Genomic DNA, 19,410 nt, shown 5'->3' with positions numbered 1-19,410 from the left:
AGTTTTTCTGAAATAAGTATTCGCCCAGATCGTCCCCGCTGCATACACTGGGCATGAGGAGGGATGACATGGCGATTTTAAACTGGGGCGTTGATTCAGCGGCCCGTGTGACAGAGGATTTCTATCAATGTGTAGTCCAGGAATTCGGTCAGCCCGATTTCTGGGGGCGATACTTATCAGATATTGCAGGAATGAGCGATGGGTTAACGGTGGATGAAGCTCATTTCATCCGCGATAAAGGAATGAAGCTTTTGCCGATTTACAACAATTTTTCAGCAGCAGTCGGCGAACGGGCCGGTTCTGTCGCGGCGCGTAACGCGATTTTCAAGGCGCGAAGCTTAGGCTTGGCGGAAGGCAGCTTTATCTTTGCCAATGTGGAAAAATTTTTTGACGTTGATGCCGCATGGCTCGCCGCCTGGGTCGAGACCTTCTATGAAAGCCCGTTCCGTCCCGGCTTTTATGCCGACCCGGATGAAGGACCTTTTAATGAAGCTTTTTGTCAGGCGGCGGAAGCAACCCCGCTCGTCGGCGAGCAGGCTGTCATCTGGAGCGCCGAGCCTGGGCCCGGCGTCACGACGAAGCGGCGCTTTCCACCTTATGCGCCAAGCGGGCCTGATTGTGAAGCAAATGTCTGGGCCTGGCAATACGGCCGCGACGCAAGCTCCTGCCCGATTGACACGGTTCTCATGCAGCAGCAGCTCTATGAAACATTGGGCTAAGAAAAGCCGCGCGAAGCCGACGCTTTTCCTTGAGGCAACCTAAAAAAGAGATGTTTCAAAAGGGATCCTCATCCAGCTTTTGAAACATCTCGTGATTTTCTTATGCTTCCGGCTCAATCAAACCGTACTTTCCATCTTTTCGGCGGTATACGATATTTGTATTGCCATTGACGGCATCTGAGAAGACGAAAAAGTTATGTCCGAGCATATCCATTTGCAAAATCGCTTCTTCCGCGTCCATCGGCTTTAAATTAAACCGCTTCGTACGCACGACCTCTAATTCATCTGAAACCGGTTCTTCCTCTTCAAGCGGCTCAAGATCATTTTTAAACATATACTTCAAGCTGCCTTCTTGACGAAACTTCCGGTTCACTTTCGTCTTATGCTTACGAATCTGACGTTCTAACTTTTCCACCACATTGTCTATCGCCGCATACATGTCTGTATGAACTTCCTCTGCCCGCAATAGCAACTGAGGCATCGGGATCGTAATTTCCATTATATGTTGATTGTTTAACACTTGCATTCTTACGTTGACATCCGCTACAGGCGTTGTATCAAAATAACGCTCTAATTTGCCGATTTTTTTCTCAACATAGTCTCGTAAAGCTGGAGTTACTTCAATGTTTTCACCACGAATATTGTATTTCATTAAGAACTCCTCCTTTTCTATGTACTTATTTCTATATACCCCATTATAAACCCTTCTTAAACATATTATGTAGCTCAGATTAAATTTGTTGATTTTCCGTAAAGATATCCGCTTTTGTTATCCTTCAAATGAAAAACCCGCTTCTTCCTATTTAAGAAAGAAGCGGGTTTGAATAGTTATAGCTATGATTCATTTTCCTACCCAGGAATGTGAATTAAAGCTTAACAACGTTCGCAGCTTGAGGTCCGCGAGCACCTTCAACAATTTCAAATTCAACATCTTGACCTTCGTCTAAAGACTTGAATCCTTCAGCATTGATAGCAGAGAAGTGAACGAATACGTCGTCCCCATCTTCGCGCTCGATAAAACCGAAACCTTTTTCTGCGTTAAACCATTTTACTTTTCCTTGCATGCTTTCACATTCCCTTCGTAACTAAAATACTGTGGATAATTTCCACACTTTTACTATAGCAGTGCTTATAATCAATGTCAAACGCTTATCCTGTCGAACTTTCAGGAGAAATTGAAATATTTTGACGAATGGATTAAAAAAAATTGAAAACGCTTCACTTTCCGCCTTGAATATCCTACTTTCTTATCAAAAATGATTATTTTTTGGAATAATCTAAATTTTTCCTTGTTTTCTGACATTTTTCCCATTAGAATGGTAATAAAGGTTTACATATATAGACAAATTTGCAATATGCAATAGAGTTTAGGATGGCCCCTTCCACTAGTCCATGCTCATAATACTTACCCTTTCCTCACCCATATTAGCATGGCTGGTTTTATAATGTGTGAAGCCCCTCGTTCCCCATGAGGGCTTTTTTCCCCGCCTTCACGCATAATAAGAAAAAGGCACACTCTCTTTGGCGCCAGAAAGCAGGAGGGGTGCCTTTTTGGATTTCGTAGCTTTTGCCTACTATAATCATTCGTAAAAGTTTGGTAAAGTAAGAGAGATGATGGAATAAGAAGGGAGGCCACTGGAATGATAGCTTGGAAAAGAGTATGTATCGGGGTTTCTGCTGTTCTGCTCTTGACAGCGTGCGGCGAACCGGCCGATACTGATTCCGATGCCCCGGCGAATCCCGAGCAGGAGATACATGAAGAGGAAGAGGAAACCGCTCTTTCTGTTGAAGAGGTTCTGCTTCGGTCGGTTGATGTGATGACGGCAGTTAAGAGCATCAGCTCCGAATTGCAAATGCAGCAGACGATGCAATTCCCCGACGGAGAAACCTTTACTTCTGACTCAGAAATGGTCATGGACTTCATTCAGAAACCGTTAGCCACTTACCAGAAGATGATTGTGGACGTGCCTGAAATGGGGGAAATTGAAACCGAAATGTATCTCGTGGACAATGAAATTTACTTCCGTGATGCGATGGAAAATGCCTGGTTTACATATCCCGACGAATTAGCGCAAAACGTATCAGAGCTGCAAACAAGAAAAATCGAGCCAACCGAGCAGCTTGAACTGTTACTGAAATACGCCGATCATCTCACCATAGAAGAGGAAGCGAAGCATTACCGCATCCATGTCGAAGGAGCGGCCTCGGCTTTACCGAGCTTCGCCGAGGAATTAAACGGCCTGGTCAATGAAGAATTTGCCAATACGCTTGATTCAATGGCTAACCTGGCTACAATTGAAGCGCTTGATTACACGCTTCTTATTGATAAAGAAACGTTCTACCAGACACAAATGGACATGTCAATGGACTTCTCCCTTACATTGGAAGGAGAAGCTCTCCCCATGCAAACAACAACTTCGGCCAGCTTCAGCCGCTTCAATGAAATAGAAAGCATCGACATTCCAGCCGAAGTGCTCGATGCCGCCGAAGAATTCAACCTCGAATACACAGAATTTGAGGAAGTGGGATAGAGCTTAAGCAAAACGGTTGTTTTTCCCTTTTTTGCTTACGCTCAAAGCAGTGTGCGAGTTCAGCGCATGGTTTTAAACTCCGATACCGAGTTCGGGATGGGAGTTGCGCAGAACGGAGCCACTGCCTTGTTTTTTTATGCTTGAAAACAGGCTTCTTTCAGCCGGCCGCGTAACGCGTCTGTTTCGAACAGAATCCCCAGGCCAACACCGGGCCTGGGGATTTGATTTTTACTCCCTTACAGCCGCTTCTCTCGACGCCAATCAGGATGAAGAAAACCACTTCATCCTGATTTTCAAAACCCGGCGTCGGTTCCGCGCCTGTTTCGAACAGAATCCCCAGGCCAACACCGGGCCTGGGGATTTGATTTTCACTCTCTTACAGCCGCTTCTCTCGACGCCAATCAGGATGAAGAAAACCACTTCATCCTGATTTTCAAAACCCGGCGTCGGTTCCGCGTCTGTTTCGAACAGAATCCCCAGGCCAACACCGGGCCTGGGGATTCTGTTCTTACACTCCACGTTTGTCGAAGAAGATGCCGTCTGAGCCGGGGCCTTCGTATGGGTTTTCGTATTTTCGGTTGGTTGCTTTTTTCGTTTGCAGCTCGGTTAGATTCATGCGAATCTCCTGTTTTAGCTGCTCCAGCCGATTCATTAAACGTTTATTTAATTTAATCAGTTCGGCGCCAAGCTTCTGCTCTGCTTCATTTAAGCTCGACCGGTCGACCTGCGCGATCAGCTTCTCTCGTTCGTCCAGCCTTTGATCAAGCTCGGCTAAAAAGGCTTCGCGCTCCTCATCTTTTTTCGGAAAAGGGTCGTTCACAAAGGAAAAAAGTGCCTCTGTCTGGAGATATAACGTCTTGATGACAGACATTAGGCTTGACCACCCGCACCGTGACGCTGCTGACGGTCAGCCGCAATAACCTGCTTCCACGTATCGCGAAACTCGATTACAAGCTCCTCCGCTTCTTCCAACATGACAACATCGTTTTTAATATTGGCTTCGACCATACGATTGAGAATGAAATCATACATTCTCATCATATTCTGACCTAGTTCGGAGTCTGTCTTTAACGTTACCATCAACTCACGGATAATGTTCTGGGCCTTTGTCATCGCTTCATTGCGCTTCTCAATCTCTTGCGCTTCCATTGCCTGTTTCGCCTGCTTGATAAACTTTAAGCAGCCGTTATAAAGCATTAATGTCAGCTCGCCAGGAGATGCAGTCTTCATTGCGTTTTGTTTGTAAGCAGCTTGCATATGTGTTGCAGCCATCATGTCACCCTTCCTTTTGGCTCATACTCTAAGACTATTATACTATAAATAATTGCCGATAACAGTCTATTGATGCAAATAATTCCTTATTATTGTCCCTGATTTCCATATAGCTGGGCAAAGAGCGATTCTGCCTGCTGGTTCGCTCGTTGAACCGCTGCTTCCATGGCGTTAAATTGCCGCCAGTAACGCTCTTCCACCTGCTGCAGGCGACGTTCAAAATTTGAAATCCGATCATTAATATCATTCAAATTACGTCCAAGCGTAAACTGATGGTTCTGTACTAACCCGCGGAAGCCACCGGCACGCTCGGCCAACGAGGAAATCGCCCCATCGAGCGTGTCACGCACACGTCTGGCAATCCCTTTTTCTTCAAAGCTGTCTCCGTCCGCCGCAAACAGCTGGAAAACCCCTTCTGCGTCGCTTTCAATCGCAGCACGAAGCTTGTCTTCATCAATTTCCAGCTTTCCTCTGGCCATATAATCATTGGTCGTCGTAATCCCGATCGCCGACAAATGGTTAAATTGGGTAGCCAGCTCCCCCGAAACCGAGCTGTACATATCGACACGCATTTGATCAAACGGCGTGCGCAATGCCTGATCATTACGAAGCAAACCGCTGCGGGCACGCTCTTCCCACTGTTCGATTTCCTTCTCGGACAGCGCTTCTTTTTCTTCATCCGTCAATGGCTTATAATCACGATAGCGCTCCTCCGTCATCTTGCCATTTACAAAATCAATCAGCTCATTGTATTCGTCGATAAAGCCTTTGATCGTATCAAACACTTTATCCGTATCGGTTGAAACGCCAAGCGTAATTTCTTCATCAGGCGCTGTATCTTTTAACGTAATCGTCATTCCGGAAACAGTAAACGTGTTGGAGCGTCGTTCCGTTTCTAAGCCATTGAGTTCAAATACTGCATTTTGCGCGCCGCTCTCCTGTGTACCATCCAGCTTTAGAGCACTAGCAAAAAAACCAGTAAAAGTCATCTCATCTCCGTTTTCGTTAAACACCCCCGTCTCCGTCCGGGTCATGTTTACTTTATCAGAATGCTCGTCGTAAAACCCATTTACTCCGACTTGAGAACGACTAAGTTCGGTAAAGACGGTATTTAATGACTGATTTGCTGTAAAGACAAATTTATCGCGTACTTCTTCACCTTTTTCATTATAGGCAGAAATCCCTGCAGTAGCATAGCTTTGCGCATAGGTGACTGAAACATCCGTCTGCTCTTCATTAAACCTGATCTGCCCTGTATCAAGGTTGACAAACACCTTACCTTCTTGTCCATCGCCCCATTCTTCAGGGTCAGTAATAATATCTGCACCAGAATATGTTGTAGAACCAGCTGTAATGGAAAGAGAAGCTGCATCAAGCCCGCCCTTTTGAACCTGAAAAGTCGCTCTTCCTGTTTCCAGAGTGAATTCCTCAGTTTCATTATCTGTCATATAAACTGTTTGCACGGTCGTTCCAGCAGCTAAAGGCTCCTCAAACCGTAAAGTTCCACTCTCTGCATCAAGCAGCACAGAATTCTCATTTAGGTCCTCTCCATTAAGCACAACATCATAGACCTTTCCATTGACTTTAACAACCATATCCTCTGGGTTTACAATATTTTCTTTCCCTAGGTCAACCGTATCAGAGGCTGTGGACTGACGAACATTCTCACGATGGACAATCCCTGACTGCCACTCAAACTTTGCTTCTCCTTCTGCCGCTTCACCTGCAAACGTTTGTGAGCCTAATGTGGCTGTCGGGTTAACCTTAGACTCACCTCCAGAAATTTTATCTGTACTGTTATAAGACGCTGCTTTTGCCAGTTGTTGGATGTTACTAATTCGCAACGAAACATTTCCCGGATTCGCTGCGGCGGTCGCGGTTACTTTGCTTTCGTTTGAGCTGGTGACGATTTTCGCCAGCATGTTCGATTGACGGATAACCGAGTCAAACGTGTTGTTTCGGAATGTATCGAGCTTTCGGTTGATTTCACGGTAGTCCTCCATTTTCCATTGGATCGTCTGGCGGTCCTGCATCATTTTGTTAACCGGCATCCGTTCCGCTCTCATTAGATCCTTTACGATCTGTTCAATATCCATTCCTGTTGCCATACCTGAAATTCTCACTGTTTCGCTCTCCTTTCCATACTTCTTTCTTTATTAAACTCGTTCATCAACAATTAGGCCGGCCTGTTTCAGCATGGAGGCGACCATATCAAGGAACTTCTCCGGCGGGATTTCTTTCACGATTTCATCAGTCTCCCTATTCACCACCTGGACATAAGTCCGGTTCAAATCTTCATGTATGTTAAATTTCAATGCTGTCATATTCGTTTCCAGAAGCTGATTCATGCTGTCCGCCTGCTTTTGAAGCCGATCTTTTGTGACCTCTTCCTTAAACTGTTCTTTCGCAAATGCAATTCCTTTTTCAATGATCGTGGAAGGTGATTCCTTTGAAGCTGAATCACTTTTACTTGACTGAAAGACATTCGACAACCCTTGAGATGAAGCACTTTTCACGTCCATACGTGGCACCTCCGCAGATTCTGTTATCTTTTATATCGGCGGGTGTACCACATTCGTTTAGCAGTGATTCACCATTTCTCCATAAAAAAGACCTCCAAAGGTTGACATCCCCCTTTGAAGGTCGCTTTGCTATAATTTCAGATCAATTGAACCACCAAGATGCGGCTGGGCGGCATGCTGGATCGCAGCGGCATCGGCCGAACCCATCAGCTTCTGCAACGCCTCTCCCTGCTGCTCCGCATTACCGAGCGCCTTCTTCATCACCGCCATGCTGGCCTGCTGCTGTACTTGTCCTTGACTCATCGCCATAGACAGTAAAGCAATATCCATTGTAACACCTCCTTTTGTTCAATAATCAGGACGCTGAAAAGAACCAAATTCCAGCATCTGTTTCAGGCGCCGCACGCTCAACCCGGTTTCCCGTGCAATGTCCATAACAGAAAGTGTCGGCTGCTTCTTCAGCAGCTCCTTCACCTGATTAATCTCCAGGCGAAACTGCTTGTAACAGGCATGACAAAAAGGAAGCGTCCACTCCTCCTTGACATGTCCACACTCAGGACAAAAGCGCTCCTCCATCCAGGCGCCCCTCCTATTCATTCTATCTATTTTAAGAAACTAAAAACGGAGAGAACAATTGCTCCAGCCCACTCTTCACTTGCTTCACTTTCGGCAGGGCGGTGAACTGAATCACCTCTTTTACCCGTCCGTATTCCTGCTCTTCGTAGCCGGTCAGGATCATTTCCAAGCTTTGGCGCAGCTTGATCAGCTCACCTTTTTCCGCGTCGCTCTTTAATTCAGTAAATACAGGGAAAAGCGACCGCTCCAGCACAGCATAAGCCGTCATGACATCTTCAAATAAAGGGAGGGACTGCTCAACACGCCCTTCATGCAATTGTGTCGCAATATGAGCCAACCCTTCCTCCATTGTTTCCATGACAGCCAGTGCCTGCTTCATTACATCGATATAGCGCTCCATCCGATCACCCATTTCATCAAAGTTCCTCTTCCATTATATCGGCAATCGATCCCCTTTTGTTTAATGAGCGGCTATTAATGCACATAATCAGGAGAAAGCTGTTTCTGCAACGCTTTCACTTCCTGCTGGCATTCCGTAATTTCCCGGTTAAGCAGATTTGCCTCTTCCTCCGATAAATCGGCTTCCAACGCATATTCTGCGATTTTTTTCATCGCGCGCAGTTTCATCTCTATTTCTTCCAATAACCAGGTTTGGCGCTTACTCCATTCCAACTGTTCTTTCAAAAAACTTAGTTGTTCTTCATTTCGTTTATTCATACTCGCCTCCCTTGTAATAAACTCCCCTTATTACTATATACCCGTTTAGAAACGGTCTCTATCAATGCGTAAAATGAGAAAAAGGTCGTCTAAAGGGAAATGGGAGCCCTTTTTCAGACGACCTCTTTCTTCATTGAACATTCCTTTACGTCTACTGAAGCAAGCGCAACACCATTTGCGCCTGCTGATTGGCCTGGGCCATCATCGCCAGCGAGACTTGGGCAAGAAGCGACCGCTTCGTATATTCCATCATCTCTTTGGCAATGTCAACATCGCGAATGCGTGATTCAGCGGCCTGCAGATTCTCCGCCGTATTCGTCAAATTGGAAATCGTATGCTCAAGCCGATTTTGATAGGCGCCGATTCGGGAACGCTCTGATGAAACTTGACGCAAGGCGCTCTCCAGCCTCCCGATCACCGCTTCCGCTTTTTCATGCGTCGACACGTCCAGGGCATCTTCTTCATCCAGCCCGAGAGCACCCGCCCGCATATCGTTAAACTCGATCTGCATGCTTTGACCGCTATTGGCGCCAATTTGCAAAGAAAGTGAGACCTTCTCGCCATCGCCAGAGCCATCAAGCAGCTTTCTCGTATTAAACTCCGTCGAGTTCCCAATCGAATCAATCGCCTCACGCAGCTGTTGAAGCTCTTTTGCAATCGCCTCGCGCTCACTGTCTGTGTTCGTGTCATTTGCCGCCTGCACAGCCAACTCCCGCATCCGCTGCAAAATCGCCTGCGTCTCGGCTAGCGCCCCCTCCGCTGTTTGCAAAACGGAAATTCCGTCGCGCGCATTTCGGGCCGCCTGCTCCAAACCACGGATTTGCGCGCGCATTTTTTCTGAAATGGCCAGACCCGCCGGATCATCGGCCGCCCGATTGATCCGCTGACCTGAAGAAAGGCGCTCCATTGAACGCTGCAGCAAAAAGCTGTTTTGCTGATAATGACGATAGGCGGTTAACGCCATTCCATTGTGGCGAATGATCATCGTTCGGATTCTCCTTTCAACAGGCCTGACACCTCTTTTTTGTATTTATCGGCTTTTTCCCGTTCACTTTTTACAAAAAGGAGAATTTTAGATTAAAAAAATAGGCTATCGTAAAAGGGTCTCGTTCCCTTTAAGATAGCCTAACTAAAAAATGTCCGTTCACTCCTTTATTTTATTCACTCCTCTCCTCTATACAGCTTATGTCTTTCGTTTAATCCCTCTTGCAGCACTTCATTTCTTTCCGACAGGCCGGTCGACACGGCTTCGTTTCTGATTTGCAGCGACGTGCTCGTCATGTAATTTCGCAAAGCAAGAGCGCGGCTGTTCGCGGCATTGCGCAGCTGCAGCATATTCATATCAAGCTCATCCTCTAATTGCCGAGAGAGCGTAACCATTCTTTCTTGTTCTGTTCTCGTCAGTTCGGTCATCTCCATCTGCAGTTCCCTCGACTCTCCGACTATCTCTTGCTGCCTCACTCTACTTTCGGAGAGATTTTCATTTTGCCACTCGCGCCATTCGCTAATCAGCTCATTTCGACGCTGGCGGAGAATTTCTTTTAATTGATTTGCTGAATCAGCTGAAAAATATTCACCACCACCCGCCTCGGCTATCTCCATTAGCGCTTCCTGCTCTTCATTCGCCACATCAAAACCGATAATGTTCACAACTGCGTTTATCTCACTTTCATGCAACTCTCTCGCCGCCTGAACCGGATCACCTTCACATGTTTCTTCTCCGTCACTGACAATATAAATAATACTTTCAATCTGTTCCCCGCCCGCGGCCAACAAATCTTCTTTCGCCGCTTCAATCGAAGCGGCGATCGGGGTAAATCCGGTTGGCGCAAACTGATCGAGCGCCTCTAAAAATGCGTCTTCTTCAAACGGACTGAATGGATACATCAGCTCCGTACCCGCGCAAGACTCCGCATACCCTTCCGCTGTATTATCTCCTTTATGGCCGTATACACGCAGGGAAACATGCGTGTTGTCCGGCATCTGCGCCAGAAAATCTTCCACCGCTTCCTTCGCCAATTCCATTTTCACAGCGCCATCGACCGTTCCCGTCATACTTCTACTCGAATCAAACAGCACCTGAACATTCGCTTGCGGGATACGCGCTTCCCCCTCTTCAACATCCAGCTCCATTTCACCAGGGCGGTCTGTCACGTCCAGCCTCGTAATTTCAACTTGATCAAAATAATCCTGATACTTTCGATAATCCTCCGCCACTAAATCGAGGAGAACATAAAAAAGCTCCTCCCCCTCAATCCCTTCTTCTACCGCAGCCTTCAAAGCGTCCAGCACGATTTCCTCGTCATACTGGTCGCCATGATACATACCCGGCTCAGCCCGCATGAGCATGTCTGGCTCAGAATGCTGGAAACGTTCAACATTCGCCGCAACCGGCACAGGCTCCAACTCCCTTTCCTCTTCAGCCGTTGCTTCGACCAATTCCCCTTCCGTATCCGCTTCGCCTTCCACCTCATCATTTGCCGAACAGCCAAGTAAAAGTGCCAAACTAAAAAACGGCAGCAACCACCCTTTCCACCTCAGTATCCTCTCCATCTCCTCATCCTCCCGTTCCCATCCTTTACAACCAAATCCTAATTTACCACCACCTCCACAACTATTCAAACTATTATTACATTTCTGCCTACTGTCCGAGAAAATTGAATAATGAGCACTAGGGATAATGTTCCACTCACCCTGTCGAACTAGGAAAATAGACCAGACCTCCCGATCTTTTTTCACCCTTGAGCACGAGAAAAAAGACCCTGGCATCGCCAGAGTCTTTTGAAAAGAAAATGCTATTATCCAAGTAATTGAAGAACCGCTTGCGGCGCTTGGTTCGCTTGCGCAAGCATCGCTTGAGAAGCTTGAGCCAAGATGTTGTTCTTCGTCATGTTCATAATCTCACGCGCCATATCCACGTCACGAATACGAGATTCAGCAGCTTGCAGGTTCTCTGCAGAGTTGTTCAAGTTAGAAATTGTATGCTCTAGACGATTTTGAGTTGCCCCAAGCATAGAGCGTTCTGCTGATACACGTTCAATTGCATCATTTATAATTGTAACTGCAGCTGCAGCTGATTCGTGGCTCTCCATGGATAAACCACGTTCCACTCCTGCAGCATTCGTACCGTCTGTCACATCATTACCAGATGTGAAAGTTGCTTGAACATAAAATTTATCTGCATCTAAGCCTTCTGCAACAGCATCATCACCAGTAATCATTGTGCCAGCCTCAATTAATGACTCATGACCTCTAGAAATCTCAACCCATTGAGTTGCAGCTCCAGTCGAACTGACTCCAAGAGATTCTGAACGCATATCATTAATTGCTAGTTTAAGTGCCTGGTTTTGATTCGCACCAATTTGGAAAGATAGTGAACGATCTTCAAATTGGGCAGCTGTAGTTTCCTCTGGAGTAACTGTCACTGTTGTCGTAGCTGTTTCTAATGAGAATGTCCCTTCGATAGCAGTAGCGTCATTGGCATCTAAGTCAAATGAGACTCCATTTGAGCTATATGAAATTGCTGTGGTTCCATCCCAAGAAAGTGTGTTTGATGAAATAGAATTACCGTCAACATCTCGGAAATCAACCAAAAGCTCACCACCAGCACTATCCCACGCCACATGGACTTGTGCAACATCTGCAAGTAATTCCGCAGAATCACCATTAACTTCAAAGTTAGTCAAAGCTGCACCAGTTTCTGTAGTAGGGTCAGCAATTGTATTCGTTGTCCAGTCTTGCGCTTCGGCAATGGTGTTAACTCCCCCAGTAACATCACCACTTGCATTGTCAACTTTATTTAAATCAATTGTAACAGATTCACCTTCTGCCCAATTTTCAACATCTTCACCTGTAAACGAGAATGAAATTCCATGGTTATCAAATGTATATGTGTCATTCTCAGCATCGTAGGCAAGTGCTTCAGCATTAATTACTAAAGTTTCTGCAGCGCTATCTTGACCCGCAAAAGATAGTGTGAAACCGTCAGCTGTTCTTGTAATTGATAGTTCATTTGTTTCGTCAGTATTTAAAGTTGACCAATCAAACCCGTTCGCCGCAGGTCCTGTAAAAGAAATATCAAAATCAACTTGAGAATCAGCATCAGACCAAGACACCGGCTCTTCGCCAACAATAACAGTTTGAGTAATTGCCTTCGTTACATCTACTGTAATTGCATCTGTTGTTGATTCAGGAGCTACTTCATATGAAGAAGACAAGTCACCATTTAATAGTCTGCGAGTGTTGAACTCAGTTGTGTTACCGATACGGTTGATTTCAGAGGTTAGCTGATTGATTTCCTTCTGAATTTCGTTACGGTCAACTTCAACATTTGTATCGTTTGAGGCTTGAGTCGCAAGTTCACGCATACGTTGAAGGATGTTTTGTGTTTCTTGAAGAGCACCTTCAGCTGTTTGGATCATAGAGATACCATCTTGAGAGTTACGAGATGCTTGATCCAAGCCGCGGATTTGTGCACGCATTTTTTCAGAGATTGCTAGACCTGCAGCGTCATCTCCTGCACGGTTAATGCGAAGACCTGAAGATAGTTTTTCCATTGCCTTTTGTGCGCCGCCTTGGTTGATACCCATTTGACGGTACGTGTTTAAAGCTGGGATGTTGTTGTTAATAATCATAATATACTTCCTCCTTGAAGTGTCGCCCACGTCCTTGTAGGCCAGATAGATTAGTCAGCAACTCCTTCTGGTTTGGTCGGCCGCCCGAGCCAAAAGGATGCTTACACTCGTTATATCGACAGGTTGGCTCTAATGTTAAATGGTTTTTCGGATTTTTTTATCTTTTTTTGTCTGATTTATGTCTGGATAACAGTTGGCGGTTATGTAGGAGGTTTTTCTTACGTACAAAACTCCCCATTTTCGATTCGACAGAAGACTAAACGGGGAGTTTTATGATTAGTTTTTCAATTGGGCGATGTCGCGTTTGTTTGACAGGGTTTCTTGAAAGAGGAGGTCAATGTCGGTTTTGTGGCGGTAACTGGCTAGCTCCAGCTTGTCCGTTCGTTCTTTCATTTCGAGGCGCAGGGCAACGATGTCTTCCGAGTTTTTCGCCGTCATCTTGATCAGTTGCTCGAATTTAACATTTGTGCGCTGTTCACTTTCCTCAATTGCCTGTTTGAAGGAACGCTCCTGTTCATCAAAGCGCTTGTCGAGATTTTGAAGCTGCTTGTTCATTTGCTTGACTAACGTGAAAAGTTCGCTTTCCATTTGCTTTCACCTCCTTTAGGTTAAGTCTATATCGAATGTCTGTTCCTGTAAAGGCGAACAGGCATCATTGGGAAGAATGTTAACTGAACAGGGACACCACGGCCTGCTAACAGGGGATTGATTGGAATAAATCTATCACTTCTTCCCAAACCATCTATCCCATAACTCATGGAATAATTGATTGTAATTATAGGTTACATAACTTAAAAATAATGTAGTAAAAACCGTCATTAATCTGGGCTCTCCAGCTAGATAGATTTCTAATGGAATCACATAGAAAATGCTCGTAATAATAAAGCTAACTCCCAATGCTTCAATATACAATCTTACTTTTTGAAGGTTCATCGTTTCCCTCTTTATTTAGCTTAAGTTTTGATTGGTTTCTTTTTTCTAATTACTTCTTCGGCTGCTTCTTAAATTTACTCTTTTTCTGTCATTTCTAATACTGTTTGAGCGTATATCTTAACTTGATTTAGACCATTCTTGATACCAGAAAGAATGAAATCCTCTTTACCTAAAGAAGCATCTTCATTGAAATTCAACTTATCATACTCAATCTCATAATAATATATAGCTCTTTTGATACCGCCTTTAATATTTCCAACCTTTTCATTGTACCATTGTGAAAAATCCCATCCATTTTCTTTTATCACTTTAACTGGATACTTTGACCCTCCTGAGTGTGCTTTTGGTAACCCAAAAATTTCACCCGTCGTCATTGATGGATTAAATAATTCAACTATATTATCGCTAATGTATAATATAGTCATTAGTTCGCGATATAAGTTTGGTTTTTCGTAAGTTGTTTTTAAATATCCTTCTAATTTTGATTCTGCTTGCTCAGTTAATTCTACTAATCTTTTTAAGTCAAGTAATAAGTTATCTTGTTCGTATTTTATCATAAACACTCCCTTTACTCTGATCTTGGCTTGTTTTTATTTGTCCTTTCCAACCAGCTGCTGGAAATTAACAGTTTTCATTTTCTCTTTTACATACCTCTTCATTTGTGGAGTTGCCTCTTGTTCATTAAAAAGATCATTTACGACCCCGGAAAAAAACTTTTCCATCTGCACATGTTCCCTGTAATTCCCTTTTGGAATATAGACGATTTCCTGGTTACCGAAAAAATCAAGCCGTAGTTTCTGTGCAAACTTTTTTACTTCATCACGGTAATAAGGATCTTTTTCAACCAGTAGCAATGCTTACTAGAGTAAGGCCGAAGTTCAAGGATGGCTCTGCACCGCCTAGACTCCCTTCTTGGAGAAGCTATCGAGAGGAACGAGATTCCGTTACTAGGCAAAAACCAGCAGTTCCACCACCTTGTAACCGACAATAGCGGAATGAGGTTCCTTGTACACCAACGAGAAGGGCCCTGAAAGCGACATAACGGAATGACGTTCCTTCTGCCCCTCTCTGCCCTCCCCTTACACTAGTGTTCATTCATCATGGTGTTTTTCAAACACGGCTGTTTGCCCAGCCCTTCTCAATTGTTCGGGTGTTCCTTTAAGAAACCTTTCAAGCCGTCGATCGAGACGGTTTTGGCGGCTTCGCTGTTTTCGGTTTGGATCGCGACATAAATCTCTTTTCGGTGGATGTCGACATGTCTCGGCGCCTGGATGCCGAGTTTGACCTGGTCGCCATCAATCGCCAAGATTGTGATTTCGATGTCATCGCCGATTTGAATCGCTTCCTTCAGCTTGCGTGAGAGCACGAGCATTTACTTCGCCCCCTTTGCCGCAGCGAAAATCGCATGCTTCGTCTGGTAACTCGTTTCGTTCATTAAAATTTGTTTGCCTTTTTGCTTGGCGGCGTTGATGACAACAGGCCCTTGAAGATTGGCTGTCGTTTCTGCGAACGGCTCGCGAATCGTCAGCATGACAAAAATCGCGACATCCTCCTGCTTCTCGATCTCAAGCTGTTCAATCGTCGAATCAGTGAGCTTCACTTCATACTGGGCGACATAGTCAAACGGATTGACGACAATAAAAGCGACATTGGCGCTTTTCGTCGACTGCAGCACATAAAACGGTGTATTCTCTTCAAAAGGGAGGAGGACAAAAGAAGTTTCCTCTTCGAAAGCGGGAAGACCTTTTTCAAATGTAATGAAGCGGTCTTCGGCGACCTCCACAATCCCTTGATATTTCGTTTCAATTTTCATTTTCAATCACCTTTACCTTATCCGCATTTTTTCTCATTGTATCATAAGGGAAGAGGTTGTTCGGCTTTTCTCCCCGCTTTTTTCTTCATAGAAAAAAGCCGCCATCGCGACTTTTTTGCTCACAATCCCATATTCACTTCTGTCCCGACCGCTTGAAAGGAAATGTTGTTTTTCTGTCTTAGATAGACATCGAGCTGCCATTTCGGCATTTCGATTTGCGGCGGACGGGGGGTTACGGTAATATCGGGTTCCTTATACGGAGCTTTCATCGACAGCTGCCCGGGCTGATAATCAAATGAGATGCTGAAAGCCGAACGCGGCATTGTCGTATAGACCGCTTTCTGTGGCGCCCGCTCGCCGTTCACTTTGGCGATTTGGGCAAAAGCGGCCCCGCCCCGCGCGCCGTTTTCGATTTTCATCATTTGATCCCCTTGCTGGGCTTTTTTCGCAAGATACTGGTGAACGACGCTCGTCGTTTTGTTCCAGTAGTCATTTGCCATCCGCAACGGGGTCTTTAAATTCGCCTCGGCAAAAGCCTGTCTCTGGTCAATAAACAGCTTCGCGGCGGTTTGACTAATTTCGATCATGCCGACATGCTGCTGACGAATTTGCAGATCGGCGGACGGCTGCGAGATACGCGGGCCGGGGCGATGAGAGCTCATGCCGATATAGGCGTCTGTTGAATGAATCTCAAGCGTAGGCAGCTGCAAGCGAGCTTCCTCCTTTGCTCAATTATCTGAGGAAATCGAGTAATGTCGGCTGAATGATTCTCGCGCCAACGGCAAGAGCGGCACGATGAACGCTTTCCTGAATCGTCAGGTCGATAATCACCTGCTCAATATCGGCATCCTCATTGTTGGACATAATGTTTTTCGCGCTGACCTCCTGCTCCATTAAGCGGCTTTCCATCATCTCCACCCGGTTCACACGGGCACCGAGCTCAGCACGCTCGGCGACAAACTGGTCAATATGACCAAAAACATTGTCGATATACCCGGTCAAATCATTGCCGGAAATTCCCGGATCATTGAGGGCATGCTCCAGCCTGATAATATCGCCGAAAAGCGCATTGTTGAAAATGTTCGCCGGATCGACATTCACAGGAATCGTGACACCCTTCAGCAATTCGATTTCAACCGTTTGCGTGTTAATCGAAACAGCATCATTGTATGAGGCGATGACATCAGCTGGGCGCAGAGTTTCGGTGATCGTTTCTTCGCTTGTCGGATCACTTTCATTATAATTTGGATTTGGTCTGCTGAACGTCGCTTTGTTCCCGTTCTCTTCTATAATAAGACGCACATCTTCCTGCCCTGCCGCCTGAAAAACTATTTGGCCGTTCTCATTTGAAACTTCCTTAAAAATCTTCCCATCGTAGCTGAGCTCAATCTTATCAAGCTCCGTGTTTGGATCAAACAACGTTTCCAGCCCGATATCGATCTTCTCCATATCAATAATCGGCGCATTCGTCGTGTCCGTCCCATTAAAAATATAGCGGTGACTGCTTTTTGTATTGGCGAGGGACTGCAAATGCTCCCGCAGCTGCTGGATTTCCTTGGCAATGTTTGCCCGCTCCTCGGCATTGTAGGAATCATTGGCCCCCTGGGTCGCCAGCTCGCGAATCCGCCGCAATGTTTCCGTCGCCTGATCCAATGCAGCATCCGCCGTATCCAGCCAGTTATAGGCTTCACTGAGGTTGCGCTTGAACTGGTCCACTTCCGTAACCTGGGTGCGGTAGCGCATTCCCTTCATTGCCACAACTGGGTCCTGCGACGGGCGAGTAATCTTTTTGCCGGTGGCAAGCTGATCCTGCAACGAGGCAAGGCGGTTATAGCCCTGATTGATATGCCGTAATGAATTTGTTGATAGCATCATTTGTGTTACACGCATCGTTTCTCACCTATCCTTATCTTCCGACTATCCCCATATTATTAATAATCCGGTCAAGCATCTCATCGACCATCGTGATGTTTCGCGCCGCCGCATTATAGGCGTGCTGAAATTGAATCATTAATGTAAATTCCTCATCCGCCGAAACATTGCTGACGGACTGGCGGCGAAATTCAACACTGTCTCGCAGCGATAATGAGCTGTCCGCCATCCGCGCCGATTCCTGGGCCTCAACAGCCATATCGCCGATCACGCTTTGATAATAGCTGCTGATCGTGCCTGAATTGCCCGAGCTGAATTCCATAATAATGTCCTTCATATTCGCTAATTCAAGCGCATTCGTTCCGCTTCCGGCATAGGCTTTTGGCATGCCTTCAATGAAATTATCATTATTTCCTAATAATGCATGGAGAGCCTCATAATCTCTAGGAGAGGCACTCATTAAGGTCTCATAAGACTCTCTTGCACCGCTAGTCAACGCATCCAGATTCACCCCAGCTGCGGCGATGTTATTGCGGCTTGCTTCAATAGCGGCGTCGATCTTGATCGCCTTCGCTGCGCCCGCCGGACCAGTAAGGCCGCCTAAGTCAAAAAAGTCGTCACCATTTGTCGCAGCCTCACTTTCTGTTCCAAGCGTAAAGCCGAGCTTATGAATATTGTTAATCTCGGTAGCGAACTTATAAGCCATTAAGTCAATCTCCGCGAGCATATCGGGATAGGTGCCGACAATCTGAGTTTCCCCGCCGACCGTTGTCTCGTAGCCATACGCCTCAATTAAGGCTTTCATTTCCCCACGTGGCATATCGGTATGGAGGTCATCTATTGCATAAGCTACATCTGTTTCCTCATCATTGACTTGATTCATAAAGGAGTAGCCGGTTACTGCTTTGTTTGTATCATCAAAGTTAATCTTCATTTTCAAATAACTTTGCGCCCCTGTCCCATCCACAAGCTTAATCGGTTCAAAGAGCGGCTCACCATCATCACCCGTTGCTTGTTCACCTGCATCATTCAAAACCGGCTTCGTATAAGCCTGTCCATTCTCATTCACCAAATAGACCGTTACCGCTCCTTCGGCGACTTCGCTCGGCTTACCTCCGCTTTGTTCGCGCTCGACTTTGATGTTGACGATCCGGGAAAGCTGGTCAATTAGGCGGTCCTGTTCGTCGTAAAGGTCGTTGGTAACGTAGCCGTGCGGTTCGACTTTGCGGATTTGTTCATTGACGTTGTCGATTTGGCGGAGAAGCGCGTTGACTTCCTTTTCCGTCACTTCAATTTCGCTTTTGTAATCATTGCGGATTTCAGATAATGAATCGTGCATGTAGTTGAAGCTTTCGGCGATGAAACGGCCGCGCTCGCGAACGACGGAGCGGGCGCCGGAATCATCGGAGCTGCCGGCCAAGTCCTGAAACGATCGCCAGAAAAGGTCAATCTGGTGGTTCAGTCCATTTTCTGAAGGCTCATTTAAAATATCCTCCATTTTCATCAGCGCGTTGTAGCGGGCATCCCAATAGCCAACCTTGTTCGATTCATTGCGGTACTGCACATCAAGAAATGCTTCGCGCACGCGTTGAACCGAGCCGGCCTTGACGCCGGTACCGAGATGACCGGGGATGCGGGGGCTGTTCATGCCGCTGGACGGGTAAGGCTCCGTTTGCGCAAAGTTAACACGCTGTCTCGTATAGCCCGGCGTGTTGGCGTTGGCGATATTATGACCGACTGTATGTAGAGCGTATTGCTGGGTCATCATCGCCCGTCGTGCTGTTTCTAAACCGTGGAACGTTGATAGCATCTGAATTATCC

Annotated in this window: 22 protein-coding genes; 2 read left to right on the top strand and 20 right to left on the bottom strand. The window is 46.0% G+C overall.

The features are described from left to right. Positions 1-68 precede the first annotated feature (68 nt). Positions 69-719, top strand: a complete 651-nt coding sequence (locus ABMB67_RS18805; RefSeq protein ID WP_354573010.1) for a glycoside hydrolase domain-containing protein — start codon at positions 69-71, stop codon at positions 717-719. Positions 720-819: 100 nt separating this feature from the next. On the opposite strand, the gene hpf is transcribed toward ABMB67_RS18805, so the two are convergent. Further along, positions 820-1,371: a ribosome hibernation-promoting factor, HPF/YfiA family gene (hpf, locus tag ABMB67_RS18800; RefSeq protein WP_251223413.1), complete on the bottom strand. Its 552-nt coding sequence runs from the start codon at positions 1,369-1,371 to the stop codon at positions 820-822. Positions 1,372-1,585: 214 nt separating this feature from the next. Beyond that, on the bottom strand, positions 1,586-1,783 hold the full coding sequence (locus ABMB67_RS18795; protein ID WP_035345405.1) for a cold shock domain-containing protein: 198 nt from the start codon (positions 1,781-1,783) through the stop codon (positions 1,586-1,588). 576 nt (positions 1,784-2,359) lie between these two features. On the opposite strand from ABMB67_RS18795, the gene ABMB67_RS18790 reads away from it, so the two are divergent. Continuing rightward, a complete protein-coding gene (locus ABMB67_RS18790; RefSeq protein ID WP_251223414.1) occupies positions 2,360-3,250 on the top strand; it encodes a DUF6612 family protein in 891 nt (296 codons plus the stop codon). Positions 3,251-3,758: 508 nt separating this feature from the next. On the opposite strand, the gene fliT is transcribed toward ABMB67_RS18790, so the two are convergent. From fliT to flgK, 18 genes are all read right to left on the bottom strand, one after another. After that, entirely contained in the window at positions 3,759-4,121 is a 363-nt protein-coding gene (gene fliT, locus ABMB67_RS18785) for a flagellar protein FliT (RefSeq protein ID WP_251223415.1), read from the bottom strand. After that, a complete protein-coding gene (fliS, locus tag ABMB67_RS18780) occupies positions 4,121-4,522 on the bottom strand; it encodes a flagellar export chaperone FliS (RefSeq protein WP_251223435.1) in 402 nt (133 codons plus the stop codon). Before fliS ends, fliT begins: the two co-directional genes overlap by 1 nt. Before the next feature lie 89 nt (positions 4,523-4,611). Further along, positions 4,612-6,645, bottom strand: a complete 2,034-nt coding sequence (gene fliD / locus ABMB67_RS18775) for a flagellar filament capping protein FliD (RefSeq protein ID WP_251223416.1) — start codon at positions 6,643-6,645, stop codon at positions 4,612-4,614. A 33-nt stretch (positions 6,646-6,678) separates the two neighbouring features. After that, the gene (locus tag ABMB67_RS18770; RefSeq protein ID WP_251223417.1) at positions 6,679-7,044 is read right to left on the bottom strand and encodes a flagellar protein FlaG; all 366 of its coding nucleotides are present in this window, start codon (positions 7,042-7,044) and stop codon (positions 6,679-6,681) included. A gap of 129 nt (positions 7,045-7,173) precedes the next feature. Continuing rightward, entirely contained in the window at positions 7,174-7,374 is a 201-nt protein-coding gene (locus ABMB67_RS18765) for a YjfB family protein (RefSeq protein ID WP_251223418.1), read from the bottom strand. Positions 7,375-7,392: 18 nt separating this feature from the next. Next, entirely contained in the window at positions 7,393-7,620 is a 228-nt protein-coding gene (locus tag ABMB67_RS18760) for a hypothetical protein (protein ID WP_251223419.1), read from the bottom strand. A 31-nt stretch (positions 7,621-7,651) separates the two neighbouring features. After that, positions 7,652-8,032: a DUF8042 domain-containing protein gene (locus ABMB67_RS18755; RefSeq protein WP_251223420.1), complete on the bottom strand. Its 381-nt coding sequence runs from the start codon at positions 8,030-8,032 to the stop codon at positions 7,652-7,654. 62 nt (positions 8,033-8,094) lie between these two features. Beyond that, positions 8,095-8,337: a hypothetical protein gene (locus ABMB67_RS18750; RefSeq protein WP_251223421.1), complete on the bottom strand. Its 243-nt coding sequence runs from the start codon at positions 8,335-8,337 to the stop codon at positions 8,095-8,097. A 151-nt stretch (positions 8,338-8,488) separates the two neighbouring features. Beyond that, positions 8,489-9,322: a flagellin N-terminal helical domain-containing protein gene (locus ABMB67_RS18745; RefSeq protein WP_354573009.1), complete on the bottom strand. Its 834-nt coding sequence runs from the start codon at positions 9,320-9,322 to the stop codon at positions 8,489-8,491. 176 nt (positions 9,323-9,498) lie between these two features. Next, the gene (locus tag ABMB67_RS18740) at positions 9,499-10,890 is read right to left on the bottom strand and encodes a VWA domain-containing protein (RefSeq protein ID WP_354573008.1); all 1,392 of its coding nucleotides are present in this window, start codon (positions 10,888-10,890) and stop codon (positions 9,499-9,501) included. A 245-nt stretch (positions 10,891-11,135) separates the two neighbouring features. After that, positions 11,136-12,971, bottom strand: a complete 1,836-nt coding sequence (locus tag ABMB67_RS18735) for a flagellin N-terminal helical domain-containing protein (protein WP_285890409.1) — start codon at positions 12,969-12,971, stop codon at positions 11,136-11,138. Positions 12,972-13,247: 276 nt separating this feature from the next. Beyond that, positions 13,248-13,559 carry a hypothetical protein gene (locus tag ABMB67_RS18730; protein WP_251223424.1) on the bottom strand — a complete coding sequence of 104 codons (312 nt, stop codon included), beginning with the start codon at positions 13,557-13,559 and terminating at the stop codon, positions 13,248-13,250. A 419-nt stretch (positions 13,560-13,978) separates the two neighbouring features. Then, positions 13,979-14,461, bottom strand: coding sequence for a hypothetical protein (locus ABMB67_RS18725; RefSeq protein WP_354573007.1), 483 nt, complete (start codon positions 14,459-14,461; stop codon positions 13,979-13,981). A 581-nt stretch (positions 14,462-15,042) separates the two neighbouring features. Continuing rightward, positions 15,043-15,276 carry a carbon storage regulator CsrA gene (csrA, locus tag ABMB67_RS18720; protein ID WP_251223426.1) on the bottom strand — a complete coding sequence of 78 codons (234 nt, stop codon included), beginning with the start codon at positions 15,274-15,276 and terminating at the stop codon, positions 15,043-15,045. After that, positions 15,277-15,717, bottom strand: a complete 441-nt coding sequence (gene fliW, locus ABMB67_RS18715) for a flagellar assembly protein FliW (RefSeq protein WP_354573006.1) — start codon at positions 15,715-15,717, stop codon at positions 15,277-15,279. 119 nt (positions 15,718-15,836) lie between these two features. Then, positions 15,837-16,427, bottom strand: coding sequence for a DUF6470 family protein (locus tag ABMB67_RS18710; RefSeq protein ID WP_251224804.1), 591 nt, complete (start codon positions 16,425-16,427; stop codon positions 15,837-15,839). A 22-nt stretch (positions 16,428-16,449) separates the two neighbouring features. Next, positions 16,450-17,607: a flagellar hook-associated protein FlgL gene (flgL, locus tag ABMB67_RS18705; RefSeq protein ID WP_354573005.1), complete on the bottom strand. Its 1,158-nt coding sequence runs from the start codon at positions 17,605-17,607 to the stop codon at positions 16,450-16,452. 16 nt (positions 17,608-17,623) lie between these two features. Then, complete coding sequence (flgK, locus tag ABMB67_RS18700; RefSeq protein WP_354573004.1) at positions 17,624-19,399, bottom strand: flagellar hook-associated protein FlgK; 1,776 nt, start codon at positions 19,397-19,399, stop codon at positions 17,624-17,626. Between the last annotated feature and the right edge of the window lie 11 nt (positions 19,400-19,410).

Origin of the sequence: Halalkalibacter oceani, from assembly GCF_040544555.1 — a bacterium.
Lineage (GTDB): Bacteria > Bacillota > Bacilli > Bacillales > Bacillaceae_D > Halalkalibacter > Halalkalibacter oceani.
This window is presented reverse-complemented; position numbering and strand designations above follow the sequence as displayed.

Bases quoted from the DNA above. Each gene is read 5' to 3' on its own strand.
- ABMB67_RS18805 (WP_354573010.1), top strand. From the start codon at position 69: ATGGCGATTTTAAACTGGGGCGTTGATTCAGCGGCCCGTGTGACAGAG.
- hpf (WP_251223413.1), bottom strand. From the start codon at position 1,371: ATGAAATACAATATTCGTGGTGAAAACATTGAAGTAACTCCAGCTTTA.
- ABMB67_RS18795 (WP_035345405.1), bottom strand. From the start codon at position 1,783: ATGCAAGGAAAAGTAAAATGGTTTAACGCAGAAAAAGGTTTCGGTTTT.
- ABMB67_RS18790 (WP_251223414.1), top strand. From the start codon at position 2,360: ATGATAGCTTGGAAAAGAGTATGTATCGGGGTTTCTGCTGTTCTGCTC.
- fliT (WP_251223415.1), bottom strand. From the start codon at position 4,121: ATGTCTGTCATCAAGACGTTATATCTCCAGACAGAGGCACTTTTTTCC.
- fliS (WP_251223435.1), bottom strand. From the start codon at position 4,522: ATGGCTGCAACACATATGCAAGCTGCTTACAAACAAAACGCAATGAAG.
- ABMB67_RS18770 (WP_251223417.1), bottom strand. From the start codon at position 7,044: ATGGACGTGAAAAGTGCTTCATCTCAAGGGTTGTCGAATGTCTTTCAG.
- ABMB67_RS18765 (WP_251223418.1), bottom strand. From the start codon at position 7,374: ATGGATATTGCTTTACTGTCTATGGCGATGAGTCAAGGACAAGTACAG.
- ABMB67_RS18760 (WP_251223419.1), bottom strand. From the start codon at position 7,620: ATGGAGGAGCGCTTTTGTCCTGAGTGTGGACATGTCAAGGAGGAGTGG.
- ABMB67_RS18755 (WP_251223420.1), bottom strand. From the start codon at position 8,032: ATGGGTGATCGGATGGAGCGCTATATCGATGTAATGAAGCAGGCACTG.
- ABMB67_RS18750 (WP_251223421.1), bottom strand. From the start codon at position 8,337: ATGAATAAACGAAATGAAGAACAACTAAGTTTTTTGAAAGAACAGTTG.
- ABMB67_RS18745 (WP_354573009.1), bottom strand. From the start codon at position 9,322: ATGATCATTCGCCACAATGGAATGGCGTTAACCGCCTATCGTCATTAT.
- ABMB67_RS18740 (WP_354573008.1), bottom strand. From the start codon at position 10,890: ATGGAGAGGATACTGAGGTGGAAAGGGTGGTTGCTGCCGTTTTTTAGT.
- ABMB67_RS18735 (WP_285890409.1), bottom strand. From the start codon at position 12,971: ATGATTATTAACAACAACATCCCAGCTTTAAACACGTACCGTCAAATG.
- ABMB67_RS18730 (WP_251223424.1), bottom strand. From the start codon at position 13,559: ATGGAAAGCGAACTTTTCACGTTAGTCAAGCAAATGAACAAGCAGCTT.
- ABMB67_RS18725 (WP_354573007.1), bottom strand. From the start codon at position 14,461: ATGATAAAATACGAACAAGATAACTTATTACTTGACTTAAAAAGATTA.
- csrA (WP_251223426.1), bottom strand. From the start codon at position 15,276: ATGCTCGTGCTCTCACGCAAGCTGAAGGAAGCGATTCAAATCGGCGAT.
- fliW (WP_354573006.1), bottom strand. From the start codon at position 15,717: ATGAAAATTGAAACGAAATATCAAGGGATTGTGGAGGTCGCCGAAGAC.
- flgL (WP_354573005.1), bottom strand. From the start codon at position 17,607: ATGCGTGTAACACAAATGATGCTATCAACAAATTCATTACGGCATATC.
- flgK (WP_354573004.1), bottom strand. From the start codon at position 19,399: ATGCTATCAACGTTCCACGGTTTAGAAACAGCACGACGGGCGATGATG.